The organism is Pseudonocardia sp. EV170527-09 (assembly GCF_008369905.1).
GTDB lineage: Bacteria > Actinomycetota > Actinomycetes > Mycobacteriales > Pseudonocardiaceae > Pseudonocardia.
The window spans coordinates 1-21,679 of record NZ_VRMC01000095.1; the positions used below are offsets into that span (position 1 = coordinate 1).

General features: G+C 72.7%; 19 protein-coding genes. 7 read left to right on the forward strand and 12 right to left on the reverse strand.

Annotated elements, in window-relative coordinates; translation table 11 throughout:
* Nucleotides 1-431 precede the first annotated feature (431 nt).
* The gene (locus FVA95_RS23290; protein ID WP_149666052.1) at nt 432-1,322 is read right to left on the reverse strand and encodes a thioesterase family protein; all 891 of its coding nucleotides are present in this window, start codon (nt 1,320-1,322) and stop codon (nt 432-434) included.
* Nucleotides 1,323-1,590: 268 nt separating this feature from the next.
* Here FVA95_RS23290 and FVA95_RS23295 point away from each other — a divergent pair, with 268 nt between their 5' ends.
* Complete coding sequence (locus tag FVA95_RS23295) at nt 1,591-3,561, forward strand: ATP-dependent DNA helicase (protein ID WP_240051686.1); 1,971 nt, start codon at nt 1,591-1,593, stop codon at nt 3,559-3,561.
* A 71-nt stretch (nt 3,562-3,632) separates the two neighbouring features.
* A complete protein-coding gene (locus tag FVA95_RS23300; RefSeq protein WP_149666053.1) occupies nt 3,633-4,049 on the forward strand; it encodes an organic hydroperoxide resistance protein in 417 nt (138 codons plus the stop codon).
* Here FVA95_RS23300 and FVA95_RS23305 read toward each other — a convergent pair whose 3' ends face one another.
* From FVA95_RS23305 to FVA95_RS23325, 5 genes are all read right to left on the reverse strand, one after another.
* The gene (locus FVA95_RS23305) at nt 4,050-4,661 is read right to left on the reverse strand and encodes a carboxymuconolactone decarboxylase family protein (protein WP_161992404.1); all 612 of its coding nucleotides are present in this window, start codon (nt 4,659-4,661) and stop codon (nt 4,050-4,052) included. It abuts the gene before it with no gap.
* A 10-nt stretch (nt 4,662-4,671) separates the two neighbouring features.
* Nucleotides 4,672-5,409 carry a peptidyl-tRNA hydrolase gene (locus FVA95_RS23310; protein WP_149666061.1) on the reverse strand — a complete coding sequence of 246 codons (738 nt, stop codon included), beginning with the start codon at nt 5,407-5,409 and terminating at the stop codon, nt 4,672-4,674.
* Between the two features lie 14 nt (nt 5,410-5,423).
* Nucleotides 5,424-6,635: a phosphoserine phosphatase SerB gene (gene serB, locus FVA95_RS23315; protein ID WP_370460881.1), complete on the reverse strand. Its 1,212-nt coding sequence runs from the start codon at nt 6,633-6,635 to the stop codon at nt 5,424-5,426.
* Between the two features lie 47 nt (nt 6,636-6,682).
* Complete coding sequence (gene ctaD, locus FVA95_RS23320; RefSeq protein WP_043280148.1) at nt 6,683-8,437, reverse strand: cytochrome c oxidase subunit I; 1,755 nt, start codon at nt 8,435-8,437, stop codon at nt 6,683-6,685.
* Nucleotides 8,438-8,712: 275 nt separating this feature from the next.
* On the reverse strand, nt 8,713-9,516 hold the full coding sequence (locus FVA95_RS23325; RefSeq protein WP_075307961.1) for a PIG-L family deacetylase: 804 nt from the start codon (nt 9,514-9,516) through the stop codon (nt 8,713-8,715).
* A gap of 126 nt (nt 9,517-9,642) precedes the next feature.
* Here FVA95_RS23325 and FVA95_RS23330 point away from each other — a divergent pair, with 126 nt between their 5' ends.
* Nucleotides 9,643-11,307 (forward strand): benzoate-CoA ligase family protein, encoded by a 1,665-nt coding sequence (locus FVA95_RS23330; protein ID WP_149666056.1) that lies wholly within the window; start codon nt 9,643-9,645, stop codon nt 11,305-11,307.
* Between the two features lie 94 nt (nt 11,308-11,401).
* Nucleotides 11,402-11,845, forward strand: coding sequence for a hypothetical protein (locus FVA95_RS23335; protein ID WP_020625596.1), 444 nt, complete (start codon nt 11,402-11,404; stop codon nt 11,843-11,845).
* 21 nt (nt 11,846-11,866) lie between these two features.
* Here FVA95_RS23335 and FVA95_RS30970 read toward each other — a convergent pair whose 3' ends face one another.
* Both FVA95_RS30970 and FVA95_RS30975 read right to left on the reverse strand, forming a co-directional pair.
* Entirely contained in the window at nt 11,867-12,406 is a 540-nt protein-coding gene (locus FVA95_RS30970; RefSeq protein WP_161992405.1) for a DUF3558 family protein, read from the reverse strand.
* A 7-nt stretch (nt 12,407-12,413) separates the two neighbouring features.
* Nucleotides 12,414-12,650, reverse strand: coding sequence for a hypothetical protein (locus FVA95_RS30975; RefSeq protein WP_161992406.1), 237 nt, complete (start codon nt 12,648-12,650; stop codon nt 12,414-12,416).
* 284 nt (nt 12,651-12,934) lie between these two features.
* Here FVA95_RS30975 and boxC point away from each other — a divergent pair, with 284 nt between their 5' ends.
* Both boxC and boxB read left to right on the forward strand, forming a co-directional pair.
* Nucleotides 12,935-14,644, forward strand: a complete 1,710-nt coding sequence (boxC, locus tag FVA95_RS23345) for a 2,3-epoxybenzoyl-CoA dihydrolase (protein ID WP_149666058.1) — start codon at nt 12,935-12,937, stop codon at nt 14,642-14,644.
* A 3-nt stretch (nt 14,645-14,647) separates the two neighbouring features.
* Entirely contained in the window at nt 14,648-16,060 is a 1,413-nt protein-coding gene (gene boxB / locus FVA95_RS23350) for a benzoyl-CoA 2,3-epoxidase subunit BoxB (protein WP_020625593.1), read from the forward strand.
* Nucleotides 16,061-16,085: 25 nt separating this feature from the next.
* On the opposite strand, the gene FVA95_RS23355 is transcribed toward boxB, so the two are convergent.
* Nucleotides 16,086-17,510, reverse strand: a complete 1,425-nt coding sequence (locus FVA95_RS23355) for a ferric reductase-like transmembrane domain-containing protein (protein ID WP_205015952.1) — start codon at nt 17,508-17,510, stop codon at nt 16,086-16,088.
* Nucleotides 17,511-17,656: 146 nt separating this feature from the next.
* On the opposite strand from FVA95_RS23355, the gene FVA95_RS23360 reads away from it, so the two are divergent.
* Nucleotides 17,657-18,679 (forward strand): YdcF family protein, encoded by a 1,023-nt coding sequence (locus FVA95_RS23360; RefSeq protein ID WP_161992407.1) that lies wholly within the window; start codon nt 17,657-17,659, stop codon nt 18,677-18,679.
* 7 nt (nt 18,680-18,686) lie between these two features.
* Here FVA95_RS23360 and FVA95_RS23365 read toward each other — a convergent pair whose 3' ends face one another.
* From FVA95_RS23365 to FVA95_RS23375, 3 genes are all read right to left on the reverse strand, one after another.
* Nucleotides 18,687-20,213: an alpha/beta hydrolase gene (locus FVA95_RS23365; RefSeq protein ID WP_240051685.1), complete on the reverse strand. Its 1,527-nt coding sequence runs from the start codon at nt 20,211-20,213 to the stop codon at nt 18,687-18,689.
* A 127-nt stretch (nt 20,214-20,340) separates the two neighbouring features.
* Nucleotides 20,341-21,312, reverse strand: a complete 972-nt coding sequence (locus tag FVA95_RS23370; RefSeq protein WP_368667353.1) for a macrolide family glycosyltransferase — start codon at nt 21,310-21,312, stop codon at nt 20,341-20,343.
* Nucleotides 21,288-21,679 (reverse strand): transposase (locus FVA95_RS23375; protein ID WP_193564271.1); only part of this gene is annotated, 392 nt, incomplete at its 5' end. The genes FVA95_RS23370 and FVA95_RS23375, both read right to left, overlap by 25 nt.

The window sequence follows — 21,679 nt, forward strand, 5'->3', positions numbered from 1 at the left end:
CTTCCGCAACCTGATCAACTACCGCATCCGCTCGTTGCTCCACTGCGGAACCCTTGCACTCTAGATCCGGAAGAGCCCCCATAGGGTCTGATGTCATCACTCACAGTGCCCATCCCGCCGGACGCTGAGGTCCGGCGTGTCGGGCCGGAACCACCGTTCGTTGCACAGGCCCAGAAGGTGAGCCGGACCGGGCGCGCAGCCGCGGGGCAGGAAGAGCCGGGGCGGACGGGCGCGCGGACCGCCCGGGTCTGCACGTCGCAGGGAGCACCTGCGCCGAGTTGCAGCTCAGCGGGCTCGGGCGAGCCACAGATCCCGCTGAGCTGCATCTCGACGAGCGGCCGAGCAGACAGCGCGGAACGAGGGCAGCGCCGAACGAGGGGCAGCCGAGGGCGAGGGGCGGGGGCCGTGACGGGGCACGGCCCCCGGCGGGCTCAGCCCCGGAAGCGGAACGGGGCGAGCTTCTCGGCCAGCTCGACCGGGTCGCCGTCCTCGCCCGGGGCGTGGTGGAAGCCCGCGGCCTCGGCGAGACCGATCAGCCGGCGCTCGTCGAACAGGCCGCAGACGTAGCGGACGGTGTCCTCGCCGATGTCGGTGACCGCGACGCGGAGCTGGTAGATGCCCGGGTAGTGGACCTCCTCGAGGTACTGCACCGACAGTGACGACGGGGACAGTCCGTCGAGCGGGCCGCCCGCCGGGTACCCGAGCACGTCGGAGTGCAGCTCGGCGAGGCCGTCGAGGTACCAGGCCGCCAGCGCGACGTTGTTGACGTGGCGGTTGGTGTCCAGGTCGGTGAAGCGGGTCCGCACGTCCCAGCGGAACGGGTAGTTCTCACGGACCGCGCGGGCCTCGCCGCGGTCGGGACGGCTCGGGGCCGGGGAGTCGATGCGCAGCGTCGTCAGAGCACCGCGGACCTCGTCGGTCAGCGGGGCCGGGGCGGTGCCGTCGGTGTGCACCGAGGTGGACTCGCCGGTGGCGACGCACTCGTCGCCGGCGAAGACCGCGTAGCGGTAGGAGAACGACGTGGTGCCGATGTGGCTGACCCCGACGCCGATCCGGTAGGAGCCGGCGACCCGCAGCGGGGCCAGCACGTCCACTCGGATGGCGGCGAGCAGCAGTCGTACGCGGGACTGCAGGCGGGCGACGAGGTCGGCGCCGAAGGTGTCGCGCTCGACGGCGACGCGGGCGTCCTCGAACCAGCGCACCAGGGCGTCGCGGCCGATCCGGCGGCTCGGGTCGAGGTCGGCGTACCGGGCCTCGTGCTCGATCAGCACCGGGAACATCCCAGGCTCGGGCACGGTCGGCGTGGTGATGGTTGCTGTCACCCCTCCATCGTGACGCTGTGTCGCCGCTCACCGGTAACCGGCCGTCCGATATCACACCTGGTGCGCTGTCCGGATACGCCGGGTACGCGGTCCCGGGTGCCGGGTGGCCCGGTCAGGGCCGGGCCTGTCGGAGGTGCTCGGTAACCTGCCGGACGTGCCTCCCCCCTCGACGGCCCCCGTGCGTACCCAGGACCTGCCCGGTGTGCACGAGCTGCTCGAGGTGGCCGTCACCTCGGTCGGCGGAGCGCGCCGCGAGGGCCAGGACCGGATGGCCGACGCGGTGCGCCGCTCGCTCTCGTCCGGGGAGCACCTGGCCGTGCAGGCGGGCACCGGCACCGGGAAGTCGCTGGCCTACCTCGTGCCCGCCATCCGGCACGCGATCGCCCGTGACACGACGGTCGTGGTCTCGACGGCGACGATCGCGCTCCAGCGCCAGCTCGTGGACCGGGACCTGCCGCGCGTCGCGAAGAGCCTGAAGCAGGTGCTGGGTCGCGAGCCCACGTTCGCCATCCTCAAGGGGCGGCGCAACTACCTGTGCATGAACAAGCTGCACGGGGACATGGGAGACACCGCCGACGAGGCGGACCAGCTGTTCGACGCGTTCGCCATCTCGGCGCTCGGGCGGCAGGTGAAGCGGCTGCACGAGTGGTCCTCGGACACCGAGACCGGGGACCGCGACGAGCTGGTCCCCGGCGTCCCGGACTCGGCGTGGCGGCAGGTGTCCGTGACGGCGCAGGAGTGCCTCGGCGCGAGCCGCTGCCCGGTCGGTGAGGACTGCTTCGCGGAGAAGGCGAAGGCCGAGGCGGGTCGGGCGGACATCGTCGTCACCAACCACGCGCTGCTCGCGATCGACGCGATGGGCGAGGCACAGGTGCTGCCCGAGCACGACGTCGTGATCGTCGACGAGGCGCACGAGCTGGTGGACCGGGTGACCGGCGCGGCGACCGCCGAGCTCACCGCGGGCACGGTCGCGACCGCGGCCCGGCGCTGCGGAAAGCTCGTCGACCAGGACACCGCGGACCGGCTCGCGGAGGCCGGTGAGGGCCTGGCGGCGGTGCTGGAGGACATGCCCCCCGGTCGCTGGGAGTCGCTGTCCACCGCCGCCGCGGGCGCGCTGAACGCCATCCTGTCGGCCGGGGCGGGCTGCCGGCAGGCGATGGGCGCGAACAAGCGCAGTGACGACTCCGACCCGGAGGGCGCGGCCGCCCGCAAGCTCGCCCAGGCCGTGCTCGACGAGGTCGTCGACACCGCCGCGCGGCTGTTGGAGACGTTCAAGGAGACGGACGCGGCCAAGCGCCGCGACGTCGTCTGGCTGGGCGAACAGGGGCCGGACGGCTCCCGGCACAAGGTGCTGCGGGTCGCACCGCTGTCGGTGGGCGGGCTGCTGCGCGAGCGGCTGTTCAACACCCGCACCACCGTGCTGACCTCCGCGACGCTGGCCCTGGGCGGGTCGTTCGACGCGCTGGCCCGGCAGTGGGGCCTGCCCGCCGCGCAGCCCAAGGAGGCCGGCTCCACCCCGCCGTCGAGCGTCGACGAGGGGCACGGCCCCGTCCAGGACCCGGAGGCGCCGCGCTGGCAGGGCCTCGACGTCGGCTCGCCGTTCGCGCACGCCAAGTCCGGGATCCTCTACCTGGCGCGCCGGCTGCCCAACCCGGGCCGCGACGGGCTGGCGCCGGAGACCCTGGAGGAGATCGAGGGACTCGTGCGCGCCGCCGGGGGCCGCACGCTGGGTCTGTTCTCCTCCACCCGCGCGGCGAAGCAGGCCACCGAGGCACTGCGCGGGAAGCTCGACACGCCCCTGCTGTGCCAGGGCGACGACTCCACGATGCTGCTGGTCAAGCGGTTCGCCGAGGACCCGGAGACCTCGCTGTTCGGCACGCTGTCGCTGTGGCAGGGCGTCGACGTGCCCGGCCCGTCGCTGTCCTGCGTGATCATCGACCGCATCCCGTTCCCCCGCCCGGACGACCCGCTGGTCGCGGCCCGGCAGAAGGCCACCGACGCCCGGGGCGGCAACGGCTTCCTGTCGGTGTCGGCGACGCACGCGGCGCTCCTGCTCGCCCAGGGCGCCGGGCGGCTGCTGCGTGCCACCGACGACCGCGGCGTCGTCGCCATTCTGGACCCGCGGATCGCGACCGCGCGCTACGGCGGGTTCCTGCGGGCGAGCCTGCCCCCGTTCTGGGAGACCAGCGACCGCGAGAAGGTGCACGGCGCGCTGCGCCGGCTGCGCGGGTCCTCGTGACCGGATCCATACGGCGGACGACCCTCCTCCCGAGATAGGTTGTGCACAATCAATCAAGTCGGAGGAGCACCATGGCGAACTACACGACCGAGGCCACCTCGACCGGCGGCGGCCGCGACGGCCACATCCGCAGCGAGGACGGCTTCATCGACCAGGACCTGAAGATGCCGCCGGAGCTGGGCGGCCCCGGCGGCGCCACCAACCCCGAGCAGCTCTTCGCCGCCGCCTACGCGGCCTGCTTCCACGGTGCGCTGCGACTGGCGGCCCGGAAGGCGAAGGTCGCCGTCCCGGACGACGCACAGGTGACCGCGACCATCCAGCTGCAGCCCGACGACGTGAGCTTCCACGTCGCCGCCGACATCACCGCCCACCTGCCGGGTCTGGAGCAGTCGGCCGCCGACGAGCTGGTCGAGGCGGCGCACCAGGTGTGCCCCTACTCCAAGGCGACCCGCGGCAACATCGACGTCACCCTCACCGCCACGGTCTGATCAGGGACCGTCCGGCGCCGGGATCTCGAAGGCGTTGAGCAGCGCCGACACCGACAGGTACATGCCGGTCAGGTGGACGGTGTCGAGCACCCCGTCGCGGCCGAGCGCGGCCTCGGCCGCGGCGTAGGTGTCGTCGGTGACCCGGTGGGTGCGGACCAGCTCGTCGACGAACCGGTGCACGACGAGCTCGTCGCCGGTCAGCACCTGGGCCGCGGTGCCGTCGAGCAGGGCCTGCACCGCGTTCTCGTCCAGCCCGACCGAGCGGGCGACGGCGGTGTGCGCGTACAGCTCGTAGGCCGCGCCCCAAGCCGCGCCGACGGTCAGGATGACGACCTCGCGCACGGTCGCCGCCAGGGACGACTCCTGCTGGTCGGTCGCGACCCACCGGTTGAACGCCGCACCCGGGCGCGGGCGCAGCACGAACGCGTTGAACGGGCCGATGAGGCCGCCCTCGTCGTCGGTCGCGGCGAAGCCGGACTCCTCGGCCCAGCGGGCCGTGCCGGAGCGGATCCGGTCGACGGCAGCGCGCTGCTCGTCGTCGAGGTCGAGGGTCTCGTTGCGGGGCAGCCGGCCGCCCCAGTCCCGGGCGCCGGCAGGCGGGTGTGTGGTCACACCCGGTGGATCACCGCCGGGGTCCGGCCGCAAACGCGGCGTGAGCCACTGCCAGGCAGGTCATGGTGCCCGGGTCGACCTCGGTGAAGCCCGCGTCGCGCACCCCGACGACGCCGTCGGTGCCGTCGTCGGCGGCCGGGGCCAGGCGCGCCCAGGTGGCCGGGTCCGCGGTGCGCACCGCGCACACCGGTGCCGCGCCGACCGGCCATCCGGCGGCCGCACCGAGCAGCATGGTGGCGTGCCCGACCTGCGCGGCGGCCTTGCCGACGGTCATCTCGGCGTGCGGTGACAGCAGCACCAGCGGGGCGTCCGGGTCGGGCGGGCCGGGCTCGTCGGCGGGCAGCTCGGTGCCGCCGATCTGCAGCCGTGCGACGACCTTCGGCACGTCGTCGACCGGGCCGGGCAGCAGGGCGCGGGCCTCGGCGTCGCCGACCCGCACGGTCACGCCGGGCAGCTCCGCCACGGCGCGCCAGTGCGCGCCACGGGCCCGCCGCGCGATCTTGCGGATGCGTCCGTCCACCCACGGGGCGACGGCGTCGTGCCACTCGCCACCGGGCTGGGCCCGCGGGTCGGTGCAGACGGCGAGCGCCGCGGTGGCCGCCGCCTCCAGCAGCGCGGTGCGCACGGGCAGCGGGTCGCGCTCGATGCGCAGCACGACCGGCATCGCCCGCACGACGCCGTCGGCCTCCGGCGCGATGTCCCGGCCGCGAGCCCCGGCCCCGTAGCGGCCCGCGAGCAGCGCCAACATCGGTGCGGGAGCGGTCACGCCAGGGGGACCCGGCGCAGCACGCCCTCGGCGGCGTCGGCGGCCTCGACCTCGGTGCGGGTGATGCCCAGGACGAACAGCACGACGTCGAGGTAGGGAACCGACACCGAGGTGTCGGCGATCTCGCGCAGCGCCGGCTTGGCGTTGAACGCGACGCCAAGCCCGGCGGTGGAGAGCATGTCGATGTCGTTCGCGCCGTCGCCGACCGCGACCGACTGCTCCAGCGGGATGTCGTGGGCCGCGGCGAACCGGCGCAGCGCGACGGCCTTCCCGGCCCGGTCGACGACATCGCCGACCACCCGCCCGGTCAGCTTCCCCCCGGAGATCTCCAGCTCGTTCGCGGCGACGAAGTCGAGCTTGAGCTCGCGCGCGAGCCCGGCGATGACCTGGGTGAACCCGCCCGAGACGACCCCGCAGCGGTAGCCGAGGCGGCGCAGCGTGCGGATCGTGGTGCGGGCACCGGGCGTCAGCTCGATCTCGGCGGCCACCTCGTCGACGACGGAGGCGGGCAGCCCCTCCAGGGCCGCGACGCGCCGGGTCAGCGACTCGGTGAAGTCGAGGCGGCCCGCCATGGCCTCCTCGGTGACCCGGCGGACCTCGGCCTCGACGTCGGCCCCGGCGCGGGCGGCGAGCATCTCGATGACCTCGCCCTGGATCAGGGTGGAGTCGACGTCGAACACGATGAGCCGCTTGCTGCGCCGGGCAAGCCCGGCCCGGGACACCGCGACGTCGACGCCCGCCTGCCGCGCCACCCGGACCAGCCGCTTGCGCAGCGTGCCGGGCGGGTAGGCGTCGGCGTCACCCTGGGGGACCGGGGAGACGAGCAGCTCCAGCCCGGTCACCGGGTAGTCGGCGACCCGGCGGATGGAGTCGATGTTGGCGCCGACCGCGGCGAGCTCCGCGGCGATCGCGCCGAACGCGCGGGCCGTGATCGGCCGGCCGAGCACCGTGACGACGTGCGTCGACGGCGTCCGGGTGGCCCGGCGGCCGTCGCGCTGGATCTCGATGTGCACGCTCATGGCGATGGAGTCCATCGCCGCGCCGACCGTGTCCTGCAGGTCCTCCGGGTCCCCCTCGGGCACGACCAGCGCGCCCAGGGTGAGCCGGCCGTTGACCACGACCTGTTCCAGGTCGAGCAGCTCGACACCGGCCGCGGTGAGCGCGGTGAACAGCACGGAGCTGACACCAGGACGGTCCGGCCCGGTCACCGTGACGAGCACGGTGGGCCGGGCCGGACCGGGAAGTACTGGGGTCACTACTTCGACTTGGGGTCGCTGTCCGGCATGGACTCCTTGCCGACCTCCTGCGCGAGCACCTCGCTCGGGTGCGCCCGGTTGCCGACGTGCGCCTCGGCGCGCGCCTTCTCGACCAGGTGCGGGTAGTGCAGGTCGAACGCCGGGCGCTCGGAGCGGATCCGGGGCAGCTCGGTGAAGTTGTGCCGCGGCGGCGGCGACGAGGTGGCCCACTCCAGCGAGTTGCCGAAGCCCCACGGGTCGTCGACGGTGCAGACCCGGCCGAACCGGTAGCTCTTGAAGACGTTGTAGAAGAACGGCAGCGTCGAGGCGCCGAGGATGAACGCGCCGATCGAGGAGATCGTGTTCAGCGTCGTGAAGCCGTCCGAGGGCAGGTAGTCGGCGTAGCGACGCGGGTAGCCCTCGTTGCCCAGCCAGTGCTGCACCAGGAACGTCAGGTGGAACCCGACGAAGGTCAGCCAGAAGTGGATCTTGCCGAGCTTCTCGTCGAGGAAGCGGCCGGTCATCTTCGGGAACCAGAAGTAGATCCCGCCGAAGGTCGCGAACACGATCGTGCCGTAGAGCACGTAGTGGAAGTGCGCGACCACGAAGTAGGTGTCCGACACGTGGAAGTCCACCGGCGGCATCGCGAGCAGGATGCCGGTCAGGCCGCCGAAGAGGAACGTGACGAGGAAGCCGACCGAGAACAGCATCGGCGTCTCGTAGGTGATCTTGCCCTTCCACAGGGTGCCGATCCAGTTGACGAACTTGACGCCCGTCGGGATGGCGATGAGGAACGTGGTGAAGGCGAAGAACGAGAGCATGATCGCGCCGGTGGCGTACATGTGGTGCGCCCACACCGCGACCGACAGCGCCGCGATGGCGATCGTCGCGAAGACCAGGCCCTTGTAACCGAAGATCGGCTTGCGGGCGAACACCGGGAAGATCTCGGACACGATGCCGAAGAACGGCAGCGCGACGATGTAGACCTCCGGATGGCCGAAGAACCAGAACAGGTGCTGCCAGAGCACCACACCGCCGTTGGCGGGGTTGAAGATCTGGGCGCCGAGGTGGCGGTCCGCGGCCAGCGCGAGCAGCGCGGCGGTCAGGATCGGGAACGCGATCAGCACCAGCAGCGCGGTGATGAAGATGTTCCAGGTGAAGATCGGCATCCGGAACATCGTCATGCCCGGCGCGCGCATGCAGACGATGGTCGTCACGAAGTTGACGCCACCGAGGATCGTGCCCAGACCGGAGACGACCAGACCCATGATCCAGAGGTCACCGCCCGGCCCCGGCGACCGCACCGCGTCCGACAGCGGGGTGTAGGCGAACCAGCCGAAGTCCGCCGCGCCGCCCGGGGTCAGGAAGCCGGAGACGACGATGATGCCGCCGAACAGGTACAGCCAGTAGGAGAACGAGTTGAGCCGCGGGAACGCGACGTCGGGGGCACCGATCTGCAGCGGCACGATGTAGTTCGCGAAACCGAAGACGATCGGCGTCGCGAACAGCAGCAGCATGATCGTGCCGTGCATGGTGAACAGCTGGTTGTACTGCTCGGTCGACAGGAACTGCAGCTCCGGCCGTGCGAGCTCGGCGCGGATCAGCAGCGCCATGACACCGCCGACGGCGAAGAAGCCGAACGACGTCGTCAGATAGAGGATCGCGATGTCCTTCGGGTCCGTCGTCCTCAACATCTTGAGGAACGTGGATCCCTTGCCCTCACGCCGCGCCGGATACGGGCGCGTCGAGATCGGCTTGGGCTCGACGGCTGTCACCTGGGCCTCCATGCACTTGCCTGACCTGAGCACGTCCTCGCGGACGGGCAGACTCTACTTCCCGACCGGCGAGCGGCGCCCGTCCGGTCCGGGAGATCCACTTCGTGGGTCCCGGCTCGTCGCACGGCGCGCGCCGATTGTGCTCTACGGAGAGTAGAACCGACAGTCCCCGACCGCGCACTCAGGGCGCCCTTCACCCGGACCGGCAGGTGGGCGAGGGCCCGCGACGGTGGCGGCGTGGCGCGCCCGGCACTGCCCGGAACCGGCGCGGGGCGTCACCGCAGCGGCTCGAAGACCTCGGTCCAGAGCTCCGGCGCGCTGGCCGGGTTGGGCTGGGCGTCGACGATGTAGAACTCGGTGCCCAGCCCCATCGCGAACACCGGGTCCGGCATCGCCAGCAGGAAGTGGTCGGGCCCCATCTGGCTGGCGTGTGCGCGCATCGAGGCGCGCTTGGCCTCGGCGTACTCGACGGCCTCGACCCGGTGGGTGATCTCGGACTCGGGCTTGCCGAACGACGGGTCATCGGGGATGTCGAGGGAGAAGTCGGCGCCGCCGTCGGCGCGCAGCCCCTTCATCCCGCGCAGCAGCCAGTCCCGGTTGGTGGTGTTCTGCGCGACGACCGGCACCCCGGCGAGCTCGCCCGCGCGGGCACCCACCCGGTGCACCTGGATGTGGTCGGGGTGGCCGTAGCCGCCGTTGTCGTCGTAGGTGGTGAGGACGTCGGCCTCCTCCTCCTCGAGGATCAGCGCGAGCCGCTTGGCCGCGTGCTCCACCGAGGCCTGCCAGAAGCAGTACGGGGCGTCGTTGGACGGCTCGCCCATCATCCCGGAGTCGACGTAGCCGAGGAACTCCACGCGGGCCACGCCCAGCACGCGGGCCGACTCGTGGCACTCCGCGGAGCGGCGCACCGGCAGCTGCTCCCCCTCGGCCAGGACGCCGGGCACCGGCTCCCCCAGCTCGCCACGGGTGGCGAAGACGAGGACGACGCGGTGGCCGAGCGCGGCGGCCTTGGCAAGCGTGCCCGCGGTGCCGATCGACTCGTCGTCGGGATGGGCATGGAAGCTGACGAGGGTCCCCACGACGGTGAGCCTAGGAGCCGGCCCCGCCCGCCCCGCAGCGGGCCGTCGTCGATCTACAGACCGTTGACGCGCCGTCGGATGTGTGTAGCATCACAGCTCCCCGAACCGGCACAGGAGCCACCCACCATGGCCGATGTCGTCAGCGTCGACAACGTCGATTCCCGCCGCACCACCGTGCCCGTCCCCCGCAGCGCGCAGGAGGCGCCGGTGTTCAACGCCGCCGCGCACCTGACCGCGGCCCGGGTCGAGGCCGGGGACGGCGCCCGCACCGCCGTCCGGTACCCCGGCGGCTCGCTCACCTACGCCGCCCTGACCGACCGGGTCCGGCTCGTCGCCGGGGCCCTGCGCCGGGCCGGCGTACGGCCCGAGCAGCGGGTGCTGCTCGTGATGCCCGACGACGTCGAGCTGTTCACCGCGATCCTCGCGACCCTGTGGGCCGGCGCGGTCGCCGTGCCCTGCTCGACGATGCTGACCGGGCGCGAGCTCGCCGTGCTCGTCCGGGACTCGCGGGCGACCACGGTGATCGGCGGCGAGGCGTTCGCCGCACACCTCACCGAGGCCGTCGCGCAGGCGCCCGACCTGGAGCGCGTGGTGCTCACCGGGGCGGACCCGCTGGTCACCGGGGTCACCTCGCTCACCTGGGATGCGCTGCTCGACGGCGCCGACCCGCTGCCCGAGCCGCACCCGACCTGGCCGGAGTCCCAGGCGCTGTGGCTCTACACCTCGGGCACGACCGGCAAGCCCAAGGGCGCCATGCACCGGCACGACGACATCCGGTTCGTCGCCGAGACCTACGGCCGGCAGGTCCTCGGCATCCGCCGCGACGACGTCTGTCTGTCGGTCGCGAAGCTGTTCTTCGCCTACGGCATCGGCAACTCGATGTTCTTCCCGCTGTCGGTCGGCGCCTGCACGGTCCTCGAACCGTCCCGGCCGGACCCGGAGCACTACTCCCGCCTCGTCGAGCAGCACGGCGCAACGCTGTTCTTCGCCGTCCCCAGCTTCTGGGGCCCGACGATCGCCGCCGAGCTGCCGCGCGAGCGGTTCGCCACCGTGCGCCGCGGCGCCTCGGCGGGCGAGGCGCTGCCCGCGCGGATGTTCCACGGCGTGCTCGACCGCTACGGCTTCGAGGTCCTCGACGGCATCGGCTCCACCGAGGCACTGCACATCTTCATCTCCAACCGGCCGGGCGAGGTCGTCCCGGGCAGCTCCGGCTTCCCGGTCCCCGGCTACGAGGTGGAGCTGCGACGACCGGACGGCAGCGTCATCGACGGCCCCGGCGAGCAGGGCATGCTCTACGTCGCGGGCGACTCGGTGTGCACCGGCTACTGGTGTCGCACCGAGGTCAACCGCGCGGTGTTCCAGGGCCGCTGGATGCGCACCGGCGACCAGTACGTCCGCGGCGAGGACGGGTCCTGGACCTGCCTGGGCCGGGCCGACGACGTCCTCAAGGTCGGGGGCATCTGGGTCTCCCCCGGCGAGGTCGAGACCCGCCTGCTGGAGCACCCGGGGCTCGTGGAGGCGGTCGTCGTCGGGATCCCGGACGACGACGGACTGGACAAGCCGGTCGCGTTCGTGGTGCCCCGCGACCCGGCGGCGGCGCCGTCGGAGAGCGAGCTGGTCGCGTTCTGCCGCGAGGGGCTGGCCGCGTTCAAGCGGCCGCGCGCCGTGGTCACCGTCGACGAGCTGCCCAAGACCCCCACCGGGAAGATCCAGCGCTACCGGCTGCGCGCGCACGCCGCCGCCCTACCGAGGGCCACCGGCCACCCCGGCACCCCGGAGACCGTGGTCTGAGGCCCCTCCGGGTGTCTCGATGTAGGACGTTCGCTCGACCCGGAGTGCCCCGCCGGGGTTCACTCACCGAACAGATCGACGGCGAGGAGGCCGCGTGGACACGTGGGACTGGATCCCGGAGACCCCCGCGACCTGGGACGACCGCAAGCGCCGGGTGCTCGACGGGCTCGACCCCGCGCTGTTCGGCCTCGGCCGGCCCGGGGACGGCGACCCACTCGGCGACGAGTGGTGGCGCGTCGAGGACGCCGACGGCGCGACCGTCGCCTACGGCAGGCTCGACGGCAGCTGGGGCGACGCCGAGATCCTGGTCCTGGTCGCCCCCGCGGCCCGGCACACCGGCGTCGGCTCGTTCGTGCTGGAGCGTCTGGAGGCCGAGGCGGGCCGGCGGCGGCTGAACTACCTCTACAACGTCGTGCCGCACGGCCACCCCGACCCCGAGCCGGTGACCGGCTGGCTCACCGCGCGGGGCTTCGTCCGCAACGACACGGGTGAGCTGCGCAAGCAGGTCCCGTCCGCGGCGGTGCGCAACCGGGGCTGAGACCCGGATCCCGGCGGTGACTCAGGCCCCGGCGGTCCGCAGCGCGGTCTCCAGGATCCGCCGGGCCGCGCCGCAGGGATCCGTCGGGGCCGACGCGACCACCGACAGGGCCCCCGACCCGGCGTCGACGACGGCCATGCAGGTGCCCTCGGTCTCCGACACCGCGGCGCGGCGCCCGTCGAGGGTCTCCTCGGTGAGGGTGCTGCCCTGGGCCCGCAGCTGGGCGAGACCGGCGTCGTAGGCGCCGGGCTGCGCGGCGACGATCAGCGTGGTCGGGATCGAGTAGGAGAACCCGGTCGTTCCCCCGCCGGTGCCGGCGGTGTCCCAGCGGCAGCTGGGGGCGGGCTGGCCGGTGGCCTTCCCCGGTCCGGTGAGGCCGAGGCCGGACAGCTCGCCGTCGGGGACGAGGGAGCAGGGCGGCACCGAGAGGTTCGCGGCCGCGGGGGCGTCGGCCGTCGGGCCGACGGCGGATCCGCCGTCCGCGCCGGCGCAGCCGGCGAGCAGGGGCAGGGCCACGGTCAGGGTGGCGAGCGCGAGGCCCGCGAGCTGGGGTCGGTTCACGAGTGGATCATGCACGGCGCCGGACGCCGCCACGGGCGATTCGCACAACGGTCGACGGACACTCGACGGACATTCGATCGAAGATGCGCATCGGCGCCGGCGTCGGGAAGACCGCCTCCGGTGGGGTCGCGGCGTGCAGGAGCTCGACCGCCGCGGCGCCGCCGCGCCAGTCCTTGGCCCGCACGATGAGCGCCTCGCCGTCGCCGGCGTGGACGACGAGGATCGGATCGTCCGCACCGCCCACCCGAACAGGAACTCGGCGTGCAGCGGCCCCGGCAGGTCGACCCAGAACACCGGAATCCCGTCGACCGTGGTGCGCTGCACGGGGTGGGCAGCCGTAGCCGTCATACCCGGTGACGCTAGCGCGGATCCCGTCCGTGACCTCGGGATTCACCGGAACTGGCGACTCATGTGGACAGACGGGCGCCGACACCGTCCGTGATCCCGAACACTCCACACTCTTCCGTCGCAGCGTCACTTGGTTGTAGTCTTTACAGCGTCGCAGCGACGCGAGGAGGAGTGGACTCCATGAGCAGTGACGACCCGGCCGCCGGCCCGGACGTCCCCCGGGTGGACTTCGACCGCGACCCGTCGGGCTACCGGCACTGGCAGCTCGCGATCGACCCGGACGACCCCAGGGTCGCGTACGTGCGGCTCGACGTCGACGAGGCGGGCGGCCTCGTCCCCGGCTACGAGCTCAAGATGAACTCCTACGACCTCGGCGTCGACATCGAGCTCCACGACATCACCCAGCGCCTGCGCTTCACCCATCCGCAGGTCAGGGCCGTCGTGCTGACCAGCGCGAAGGACCGCAACTTCTGCGCGGGCGCGAACATCCGGATGCTCGCCGGGTCCTCGCACCCGTGGAAGGTGAACTTCTGCAAGTTCACCAACGAGACCCGCAACGGCATCGAGGACGCGACCGCGCACTCCGGCCAGACCTGGATCGCCGCCGTCAACGGCACCGCCGCCGGCGGGGGCTACGAGATGGCGCTGGCCTGCGAGCGGATCCTGCTGATCGACGACAACTCCTCCACCGTCTCCCTGCCCGAGGTTCCGCTGCTGGGCGTGCTGCCCGGCACCGGCGGCCTCACCCGTGTCACCGACAAGCGCCGCGTCCGCAAGGACCGCGCCGACGTGTTCGCGACGAAGCCCGAGGGCTTCGGCGGGAAGCAGGCCGTCGAGTGGAAGCTCGTCGACGAGGTGATCCCCAAGCGTCGCTGGGACTCCACGGTGGCCGAGCGGGCGGTCGAGGCCGCGGCGGCGTCGACCCGGCTGCCCGCGGGCGAGGGGATCGAGCTGCCCCCGCTGGAGCGCACCGAGACCGCCGACGGCATCACCTACCCGCACGTGCGGGCGGAGTTCGACCGCGACCGCGGCCTCGTGGAGATCACCGTCGACGGTCCCGCGGGCGGTGTCCCGGAGAGCATCGAGCGCGTCCACGCCCTCGGCGCGGACTTCTGGCCGCTGGCCGTGACCCGCCAGCTCGACGACCTGGTCCTGCGGCTGCGCAGCAACGAACCGGAGCTGGGCACCTGGGTGATCCGCACCCGGGGCGACGTCGAGGACGCGCTGGCGTTCGAGCGCGTCATCGAGCAGCACTCCGGCGACGACTGGCTGGTCAACGAGATCCGGCACTACTTCAAGCGCACCCTCAAGCGCCTGGACGTGACCAGCCGCAGCCTGATCGCGCTGATCGAGCCGGGCTCCTGCTTCGCCGGGGCGCTGCTGGAGCTGGCCCTGGCCTGCGACCGCCAGTACATGCTCGACGGCACGCTCGACGAGGACGGCGACGAGCAGGACGACGAGGCCCAGATCATGCTCACGGCGTCGAACTTCGGCACGTTCCCGATGCCCAACGGGCCGTCCCGGCTGGCGAGCCGCTTCCACGGCGACGACGACCACGTCGCCGTGCTGCGCAAGGAGGTGGGGCGCCGCCTCACCGCGGGCGAGGCGCTGGAGCTGGGCCTGGTCACCGACGCCCCGGACGACATCGACTGGGACGACGAGGTCCGCATCATGCTCGAGGAGCGGGCCTCGCTGTCGCCGGACGCGCTGACCGGGATGGAGGCCAACCACCGGTTCGTCGGGCCGGAGACGATGGAGAGCCGCATCTTCGGCCGGCTCACCGCCTGGCAGAACTGGATCTTCGTGCGGCCGAACGCCTCCGGGCCGGAGGGCGCGCTGCGCAAGTACGGCACGGGCCGCAGGGCCGACTTCGACCGCAAGCGGGTGTGAGCCATGAGCATCGACTACTCCGAGAAGATCCCCAACAACGTCGACCTCGCCGGGGACCGCAAGCTGCAGCGCGCCCTGGAGTCGTGGCAGCCCAACTTCCTCACCTGGTGGAAGACGATGGGCCCGGCCGTGCCGACCCAGGACGTCTACCTGCGCACCGCCGTCGACGTCGGCAAGGAGGGCTGGGCGCAGTTCGGGCACGTCGCGATGGAGGAGTACCGCTGGGGTGTGTTCCTGGCCGAGCGCAGCGACGACCGCCGGATCGCGTTCGGCGAGAACCGCGGCGAGCCGGTCTGGCAGCAGGTCCCCGGCGAGTACCGCGCCGACCTGCAGCGCCTGATCGTCATCCAGGGCGACACCGAGCCGGCCTCGGTCGAGCAGCAGCGCCGCCTCGGCGAGACCGCCCCCAGCCTCTACGACCTGCGCAACCTGTTCCAGGTCAACGTCGAGGAGGGCCGCCACCTCTGGGCGATGGTCTACCTGCTGCACGCCTACTTCGGCCGCAACGGCCGCGAGGAGGCCGAGGCGCTGCTGCAGCGCAACTCCGGTGACCTCGACAGCCCCCGCATCCTGGGCGCGTTCAACGAGGAGACCCCGGACTGGCTGTCGTTCTTCATGTTCACCTACTTCACCGACCGGGACGGCAAGTACCAGCTCGGCACGCTGAAGGAGTCCGCCTTCGACCCGCTCTCGCGCACCTGCGAGTTCATGTTGAAGGAGGAGGCCCACCACATGTTCGTGGGCACCACCGGCATCGACCGGGTGATCCAGCGGACCTGTGAGCTGATGCGCGAGCACGACACCGCCGACATCGCCCCGCACGGCGGCATCCCGCTGGACGTGATCCAGAAGTACATCAACTTCCACTACTCGGTCAGCCTCGACCTGTTCGGCTCCGAGCAGTCGACCAACGCCGCGAACTACTTCACCGCCGGACTCAAGGGCCGCTGGCAGGAGGAGCGGCGCCGCGACGACCACGTGCTGACCGAGGACGGCTACGGCATGGAGCAGGTCCGCGACGGCCGCGTCGTCACCGACGAGGTCCCGGCCCTGCTGGCGCTCAACCTGGACCTGCGCAACGAGTACGTGAAGGACTGCGGCTCCGGACTGAAGCGCTGGAACCGCATCCTGGAGAAGAACGGGTTCGACGACCGCGTCTACCTCCCGCACGTCGGCTTCAACCGGCAGGTGGGGCTGTTCTCCTCCCACGAGCTGACCCCGAAGGGCGACCTGATCTCGTCCGAGGTGTGGGCGTCCCGCCGGGACGACTGGCTGCCGTCGGAGGCGGACCGGACGTTCGTGCAGAACCTGATGCGCCCGGTCTACGAGCCCGGGAAGATCGCCGGCTGGATCGCGCCGCCGTCGAACGGGATCAACGGCAAGCCCGTCGAGTACGAGTACGTCCACCTCGCCTGACCCCGGGGGGCTCCGGGACCGCCCGTCAGCCGAAGTTCTCCACGTGCACGCGACGCTCCGGCACCCCGGCGGCGAGGACGGTGCGCCGGACCATCGCGGTCCACCGGCCGGGCCCGCACACGTACACCTCGCGCACCGCGATGTCCGGGATCCGGGCCCGCAGCGCGGCGAGGTCGTCGGCCCGGCCCGCGTCGGAGCCGAACCACGACCCCGACCGCCGGCGTGGCCCGGGCGAGGCCACGACGTGCAGCTCCCGCTCCCGGGCGAGACGGGTGAACTCCCGGGCGAACAGCGGCTCGCGGGTGAAGCGGTGCACCACCACGACGTCGGCGGACTCGTTGAGGAACTTCTCCGCCAGCGCCCGCAACGGGGTCATCCCGACACCGGCACCGATCAGCGCGACCCGCGGGCTGGTCCGGGTGCGCGGGGTGAGCCTGCCGTAGGGGCCCTCGATGTAGACCCGGGTGCCCTGCCGCAGGTTCGGGACGGCGGCGCTCCCGTCACCGAGCTGCTTGACGGTGATCCGCAGCGAGCGGGCCGTCGGCGGCGCCGACAACGAGTACGGGTTGCCTGCGGGCCAGCCGCGCCCGGACCGGAACCGCCAGACGAAGAACTGCCCGGCCGCGGCGCCGAGCTCGCGCAGCCGTTCGCCGGTCATGTGCACCGACACGCTGCCGTCGCCCTCGGGCAGCACTGCGGCGACGGTGATCCGGTGCCGGCGCGACCGCACCACCGGGACCGCCACCCGCCAGACCGCGACGGCGAGCACCGCGGCGATCCACAGCCCCCACCAGAACACCGTCCGCGACGGCGAGGTGGTGAACTCGCGGCCCGCCCACAGCTGGTGCGGCAGCGCGAGGAACACTCCGGCGTAGCCCCACAGGTGCAGCAGGTGCCACCACTCGTAGCGCAGCCGGGTACGGATCCACCGCGCGCTGGTCACGACGACCAGCACCACCAGGACGGTCCCGAGCGAGGCGACCGCCATCCCGGGCCAGGTCCAGGTCAGCTCCCAGAAGCCGACGGGGACACGACCGGCGCCGGCGGGGCCGTGCGCCCAGCTCGCGCAACCGACGTGCGCCAGCACCCCGGCGAACGAGGCGATGCCGGTCCCGCGGTGCAGCGCGATGAGGTGCCGCTGGCCGAACGCGTGCTCCACCAGCGGGATCCGGGCGGCGAGCAGCACCTGCCCGAGCAGCAGCAGCGACGCCAGCAGCCCACAGAGCCGTCCGGTCTCGGCGACCGCGCCGGTGCCGCCCTCCAGCAGCCCGGCGGGGCCGCCGCCGTCGACCCACCAGGCGATGACGAGCAGCACCGCCAGGGCGGCGAGCACCCCCGACGCACGACGGACCCGGCGGTCGGCGCGCGCGACGTCGCGTGCGGGGACCGGTGGGTCCGGTTTGAAGCGGCCACCGGGCACCCGGACGGTGGGGGCGAAGAGGGATGACACAGTGTGGTCATCCTCCCCGACCGCCGGGCGGCGCCGTCGCCGGACCCGGTGTTCGACGTGCCGGCGCGACCGCCGACCGCCACGACCGGGTGGCCGCCCGCACCGCCCCGGGCCGGTCCGCGCGGCGGCGACGAGGATCGACGTCGATGTCCGAGTCGACCCTCCTCCTGCTCGTGACCGTCCTCGCGGTCGTGCTGCCCGTCGTCGTCGCGGTCGTCGTCACGGTGGTCACCGTGCGGCGGATCCGGCGCGACCCACGGCGGCTGGGCAACGCCTACTGGCTGCTCGCGACGGCGGTGCTCCTCGGGTGGGTGCTCTCGATCGCCGGGTCGAGCGGCAACCCGGTGTTCGGCGCGCTCGTGCTCGCCGTGGTGCTGTCGCCGCTGATCACGCTGGTGTTCGCGGTGTTCTGCGTCCTCAACGGCGCGGTCATGCTGCGCCGGGAGCGCCTCTCGCTCGGCAACTCGCTGTCGCTGCTCACCGGCCTGGCGATCATCGGCCTGCTCGTCGCCGTCTGGCCGGTGCTGGCGCTGGACTCGCTCGTGCTGCGCGCGCTGTGGCTGGCCTGCCTGCTCGCGGCGGCGTTCCTGGCGTTCCAGTTCGCCGCGTTCCTCGGCTACGCGTGGCTCTACCGGTGGCTGGTGCGCGACCGGCCCGCGGACTGGGTGGTCGTGCTCGGCTCCGGGCTGCACGGCAGCGAGGTGCCGCCGCTGCTGGCGTCGCGGATCGCGACCGGGATGGACGAGCTGGCCCGGCGTGGCGCCGGGCGACTGGTGCTGTCCGGCGGCAAGGGCGACGACGAGCGGCTCGCCGAGGGCGAGGCGATGGCCCGCTGGGCCGCGGCGCACGGTGCCGACCCGGCGGTGCTGACCGCGGAGACCGGCTCACGGACCACCGAGGAGAACCTGCGGTTCAGCTCGGCGCTGGTCGGCGACGGCCCCGGGGTCATCGTGACCAGCAACTACCACGCGTTGCGGGCCGCGCTGCTGGCCCGGCGGCTGGGCATCGACGCCCAGGCCGTCGGGGCGCCGACCGCCGGCTACTACTGGCCCAGCGCGGTGCTGCGCGAGTTCGTCGCCGTGCTGCGGGAGTACCGGGTGGCGAACGCGGTGCTGCTGGCGCTGGTCGCCGTCCCGGTGCCGCTGGCGCTCGTGCTGGTCGCCGGCTGAGCCCCGCTCAGCTGCCCGCGGTCGTCGGGGACGGCGGCGGCAGCGGCGGGCACTGCTTGTCCGACCGGTCCCCGCCGGTCCGCTTCGGCAGCACGCCGGTGAGCAGGTAGTCGGCGACCGCGTCGTCGGTGCAGGCGATCCCCGACAGCGACGACGAGTGGGTGTGCCCCCCGACGCCCTCGATCAGCGACGAGCCGGGGAAGGTCCGCCGGGCCTGCAGCGCGCCGGCGTAGGGAGTGGCTCCGTCGTAGGTCTCGGAGATCAGCAGCGGACCGGTCTTCAGCGTCCCGGCGACCTTCGGGGCGGGCCCGGGCTTCACCGGCCACTCCCGGCAGGGCGCGTTGTACCAGGCGTTGCCCCAGGTCTCGAACGGCGCCTTCCGGTCGGTGGCGGTGTTGTCGCGCTTCCAGGTGGCCCAGTCGCGCGGGAACGGCGCGTCGGTGCACTGGGTGGCGAGGTAGACGGCGTAGTTGTTGTCGTCGGTCGGCGAGCCCGCCTGGTCGAAGGCGGCCTTGAGCGTCGCGGCGTCCTTCTTCGCCCCCGCGACGAACGCGTGCGCGACGGAGGTGTACTCGCCCACGTTGTAGCCGGCCCGCAGGAAGGTGTCGGTCCACTCCGAGGAGCCGATCTTCCCGCCCAGCGGGGCCCTCCGGAACTCGTCGTAGAGCGCGTAGAAGCGCTTCTCGACGGCGTCGCCGGTGTTGCCGAGGTGGTAGACGGCATCGTTCTTGGCGACCCAGTCGAAGAAGGTCTCGATGTTGCGCTGGAACGCGACGTCCTGGTTCAGGTTGGCCCGGTACCACCAGTCGCGGGGGTCGACGACGCCGTCGAGGACCATCCGGCGGACCTTGTCCGGGAACATCGTGGCGTAGACCTGGCCGAGCAGCGTGCCGTAGGAGAAGCCGTAGTAGTTGATCTGCTTCGCGCCGAGCGCCTGGCGGATCAGGTCCATGTCACGGACGGTGTCCTCGGTGCGCAGGTGCGCGAGCAGCTCGCCGCCGGCCTTCCCGCAGGCCTGGGCGTAGGCCTTGGCCTTCGGCAGCCACGCCTTCTCGGCGCCGTTCTCCGGCCGGTAGTCCGGGCGCGCGTAGCCGCCGTAGTCGGGGTCGCAGCTGAGCGCGGGCCGGCTGGTGCCGACCCCGCGCGGGTCGAAGCCGATCCAGTCGTAGGCGGCGCCGGCGTTCTTCGGGACGGCGGCGCCGAGCCGGGACAGGCCCAGCCCGGGGCCGCCCGGTCCGCCCGGGTTCACGAGCACGACGCCCTGGTACTGCGCCTGCGGGACGGTGTGCCGGATCCGCGAGACCGCGATCTCGATCTTCTTGCCGGCGGGCTTCGCGTGGTCCAGCGGGACCTTCAGGAAGCCGCACTCGGCCTTGGCCTGCTGCAGCGACGGGCTGGTGCACGCGCCCCAGACGATGCCCGCCCCCGGCGGGGGCACGGGCGGTGCGGGTGCCGCCGGCGCGGCGACCGCGGGACCGGCGGTCCCGAGCGTCACCCCCACGGCGACGAGCAGCGTGATGATCGTCCTGCGCACCGGCTCCACCTCTCCGGGCGCACGCGCCCGCCCCCCGACCGAGAGCCAGACCGTGCCACCGGCGACGCTGTGTCCACAATCGCCACGCCCGACGGTAGCCCGAACGGATCAACGAGAAACGGACGTCTCAGCCGCGACCGCCACAACCTCCGACGAGCGCGCAGGTCGCACACCGTGCGGACGGCACCAGTCCCTCGATGACGTCCGCGGCCGCCGCGGCCCCGCCGGCCGCGCGGGCGGTCGCCTTCTCCTCGGCGCAACGGCGCGCGACCTCCTCCGACGACGACACCCGCAGCACCGCGTCGCGCAGGCTCCCCGGGGTGACCGCGTCGGCGGGCAGGTGCTCCCCCACCCCCAGCGCGGCGATCCGGTCGGCGTTCCCGAACTGGTCCACGGCCTGCGGGACGGCGACCATCGGCACCCCGTGCCAGAGGCCCTCGGTGCAGCCGCCCATCCCGGCGTGGGTGACGAACGCCGACGCGTGCGCCAGCACCGCCAGCTGCGGCACCCACTCCCGGACGGTGACGTCGTCGGGGATCGCGCCGAGGTCGGCCGGGGAGACGTGCGGACCGGTGGCGAGCACGGTCTGCCAACCGGTGCCGGTCATGGCCTCGATGCAGTCCCGCCAGAACGCGGGCCGGTCGGTGTAGGCCGAGCCGAGCGACACCAGCAGCAACGGGGCCTTCGGCTTGGGCCACAGCCCCTGGTGGGAGCGGTCGCCGATGACCGGGCCGACGAAGGTGTAGCGGTCGCGGTCGACCCGGTCGAGCTCGGGCTGCATCGCCTCCGGGATCAGCACCACCGAGCGGTCCGGCCGGCCGAGGAACTCCCGGTTCCCGACGCCCGCGCCGACCTCGTCGAGCCAGGCGTCCAGCTCGGCCCGCCAGGCGAGCCCCTCCGGGGTCTCCAGGAACGCGAAGGCCTCGGCCATGTCGGTCTCGAAGCCGTCCCAGGCCACCATGTGCGGGGCCAGCTCGACCCGCGGGATGCCGCGGACCCGGGAGAACGCGTGCCCAGCCCAGCCGGAGCCGTCGTAGCGGGTCTGTAACGAGAACGGTGGTTCCGGCGATGTTGTCAGTAGTGCTCGGCGCCCGGCCAGCGGTCACCGAAAGTGATGGCGAAGGCGTTGAGGACTGGCTTCCAGCGCATCATCCATCGGGTGTGGCCTCGTCCGGTCGGGTCGAGGCTGCGGGTGACAAGGTACAGACATTTCATCGCGGCCTGCTCGCTGGGGAAATGCCCTCGCGCTCGGACCGCTCGCCGGTAGCGGGCGTTCAACGATTCGATCGCGTTCGTCGTACAGATCACCCTCCGGACCTCGATGTCGTAGTCGAGGAACGGCACGAACTCGGTCCAGGCGTTACGCCACAAACGTATCATCGCCGGATAGGCTCGCCCCCACTCGTCATCGAGATCATCCAGCGCGGCTGCAGCGGCATCGGCGGTGGACGCGGTGTAAATAGCTC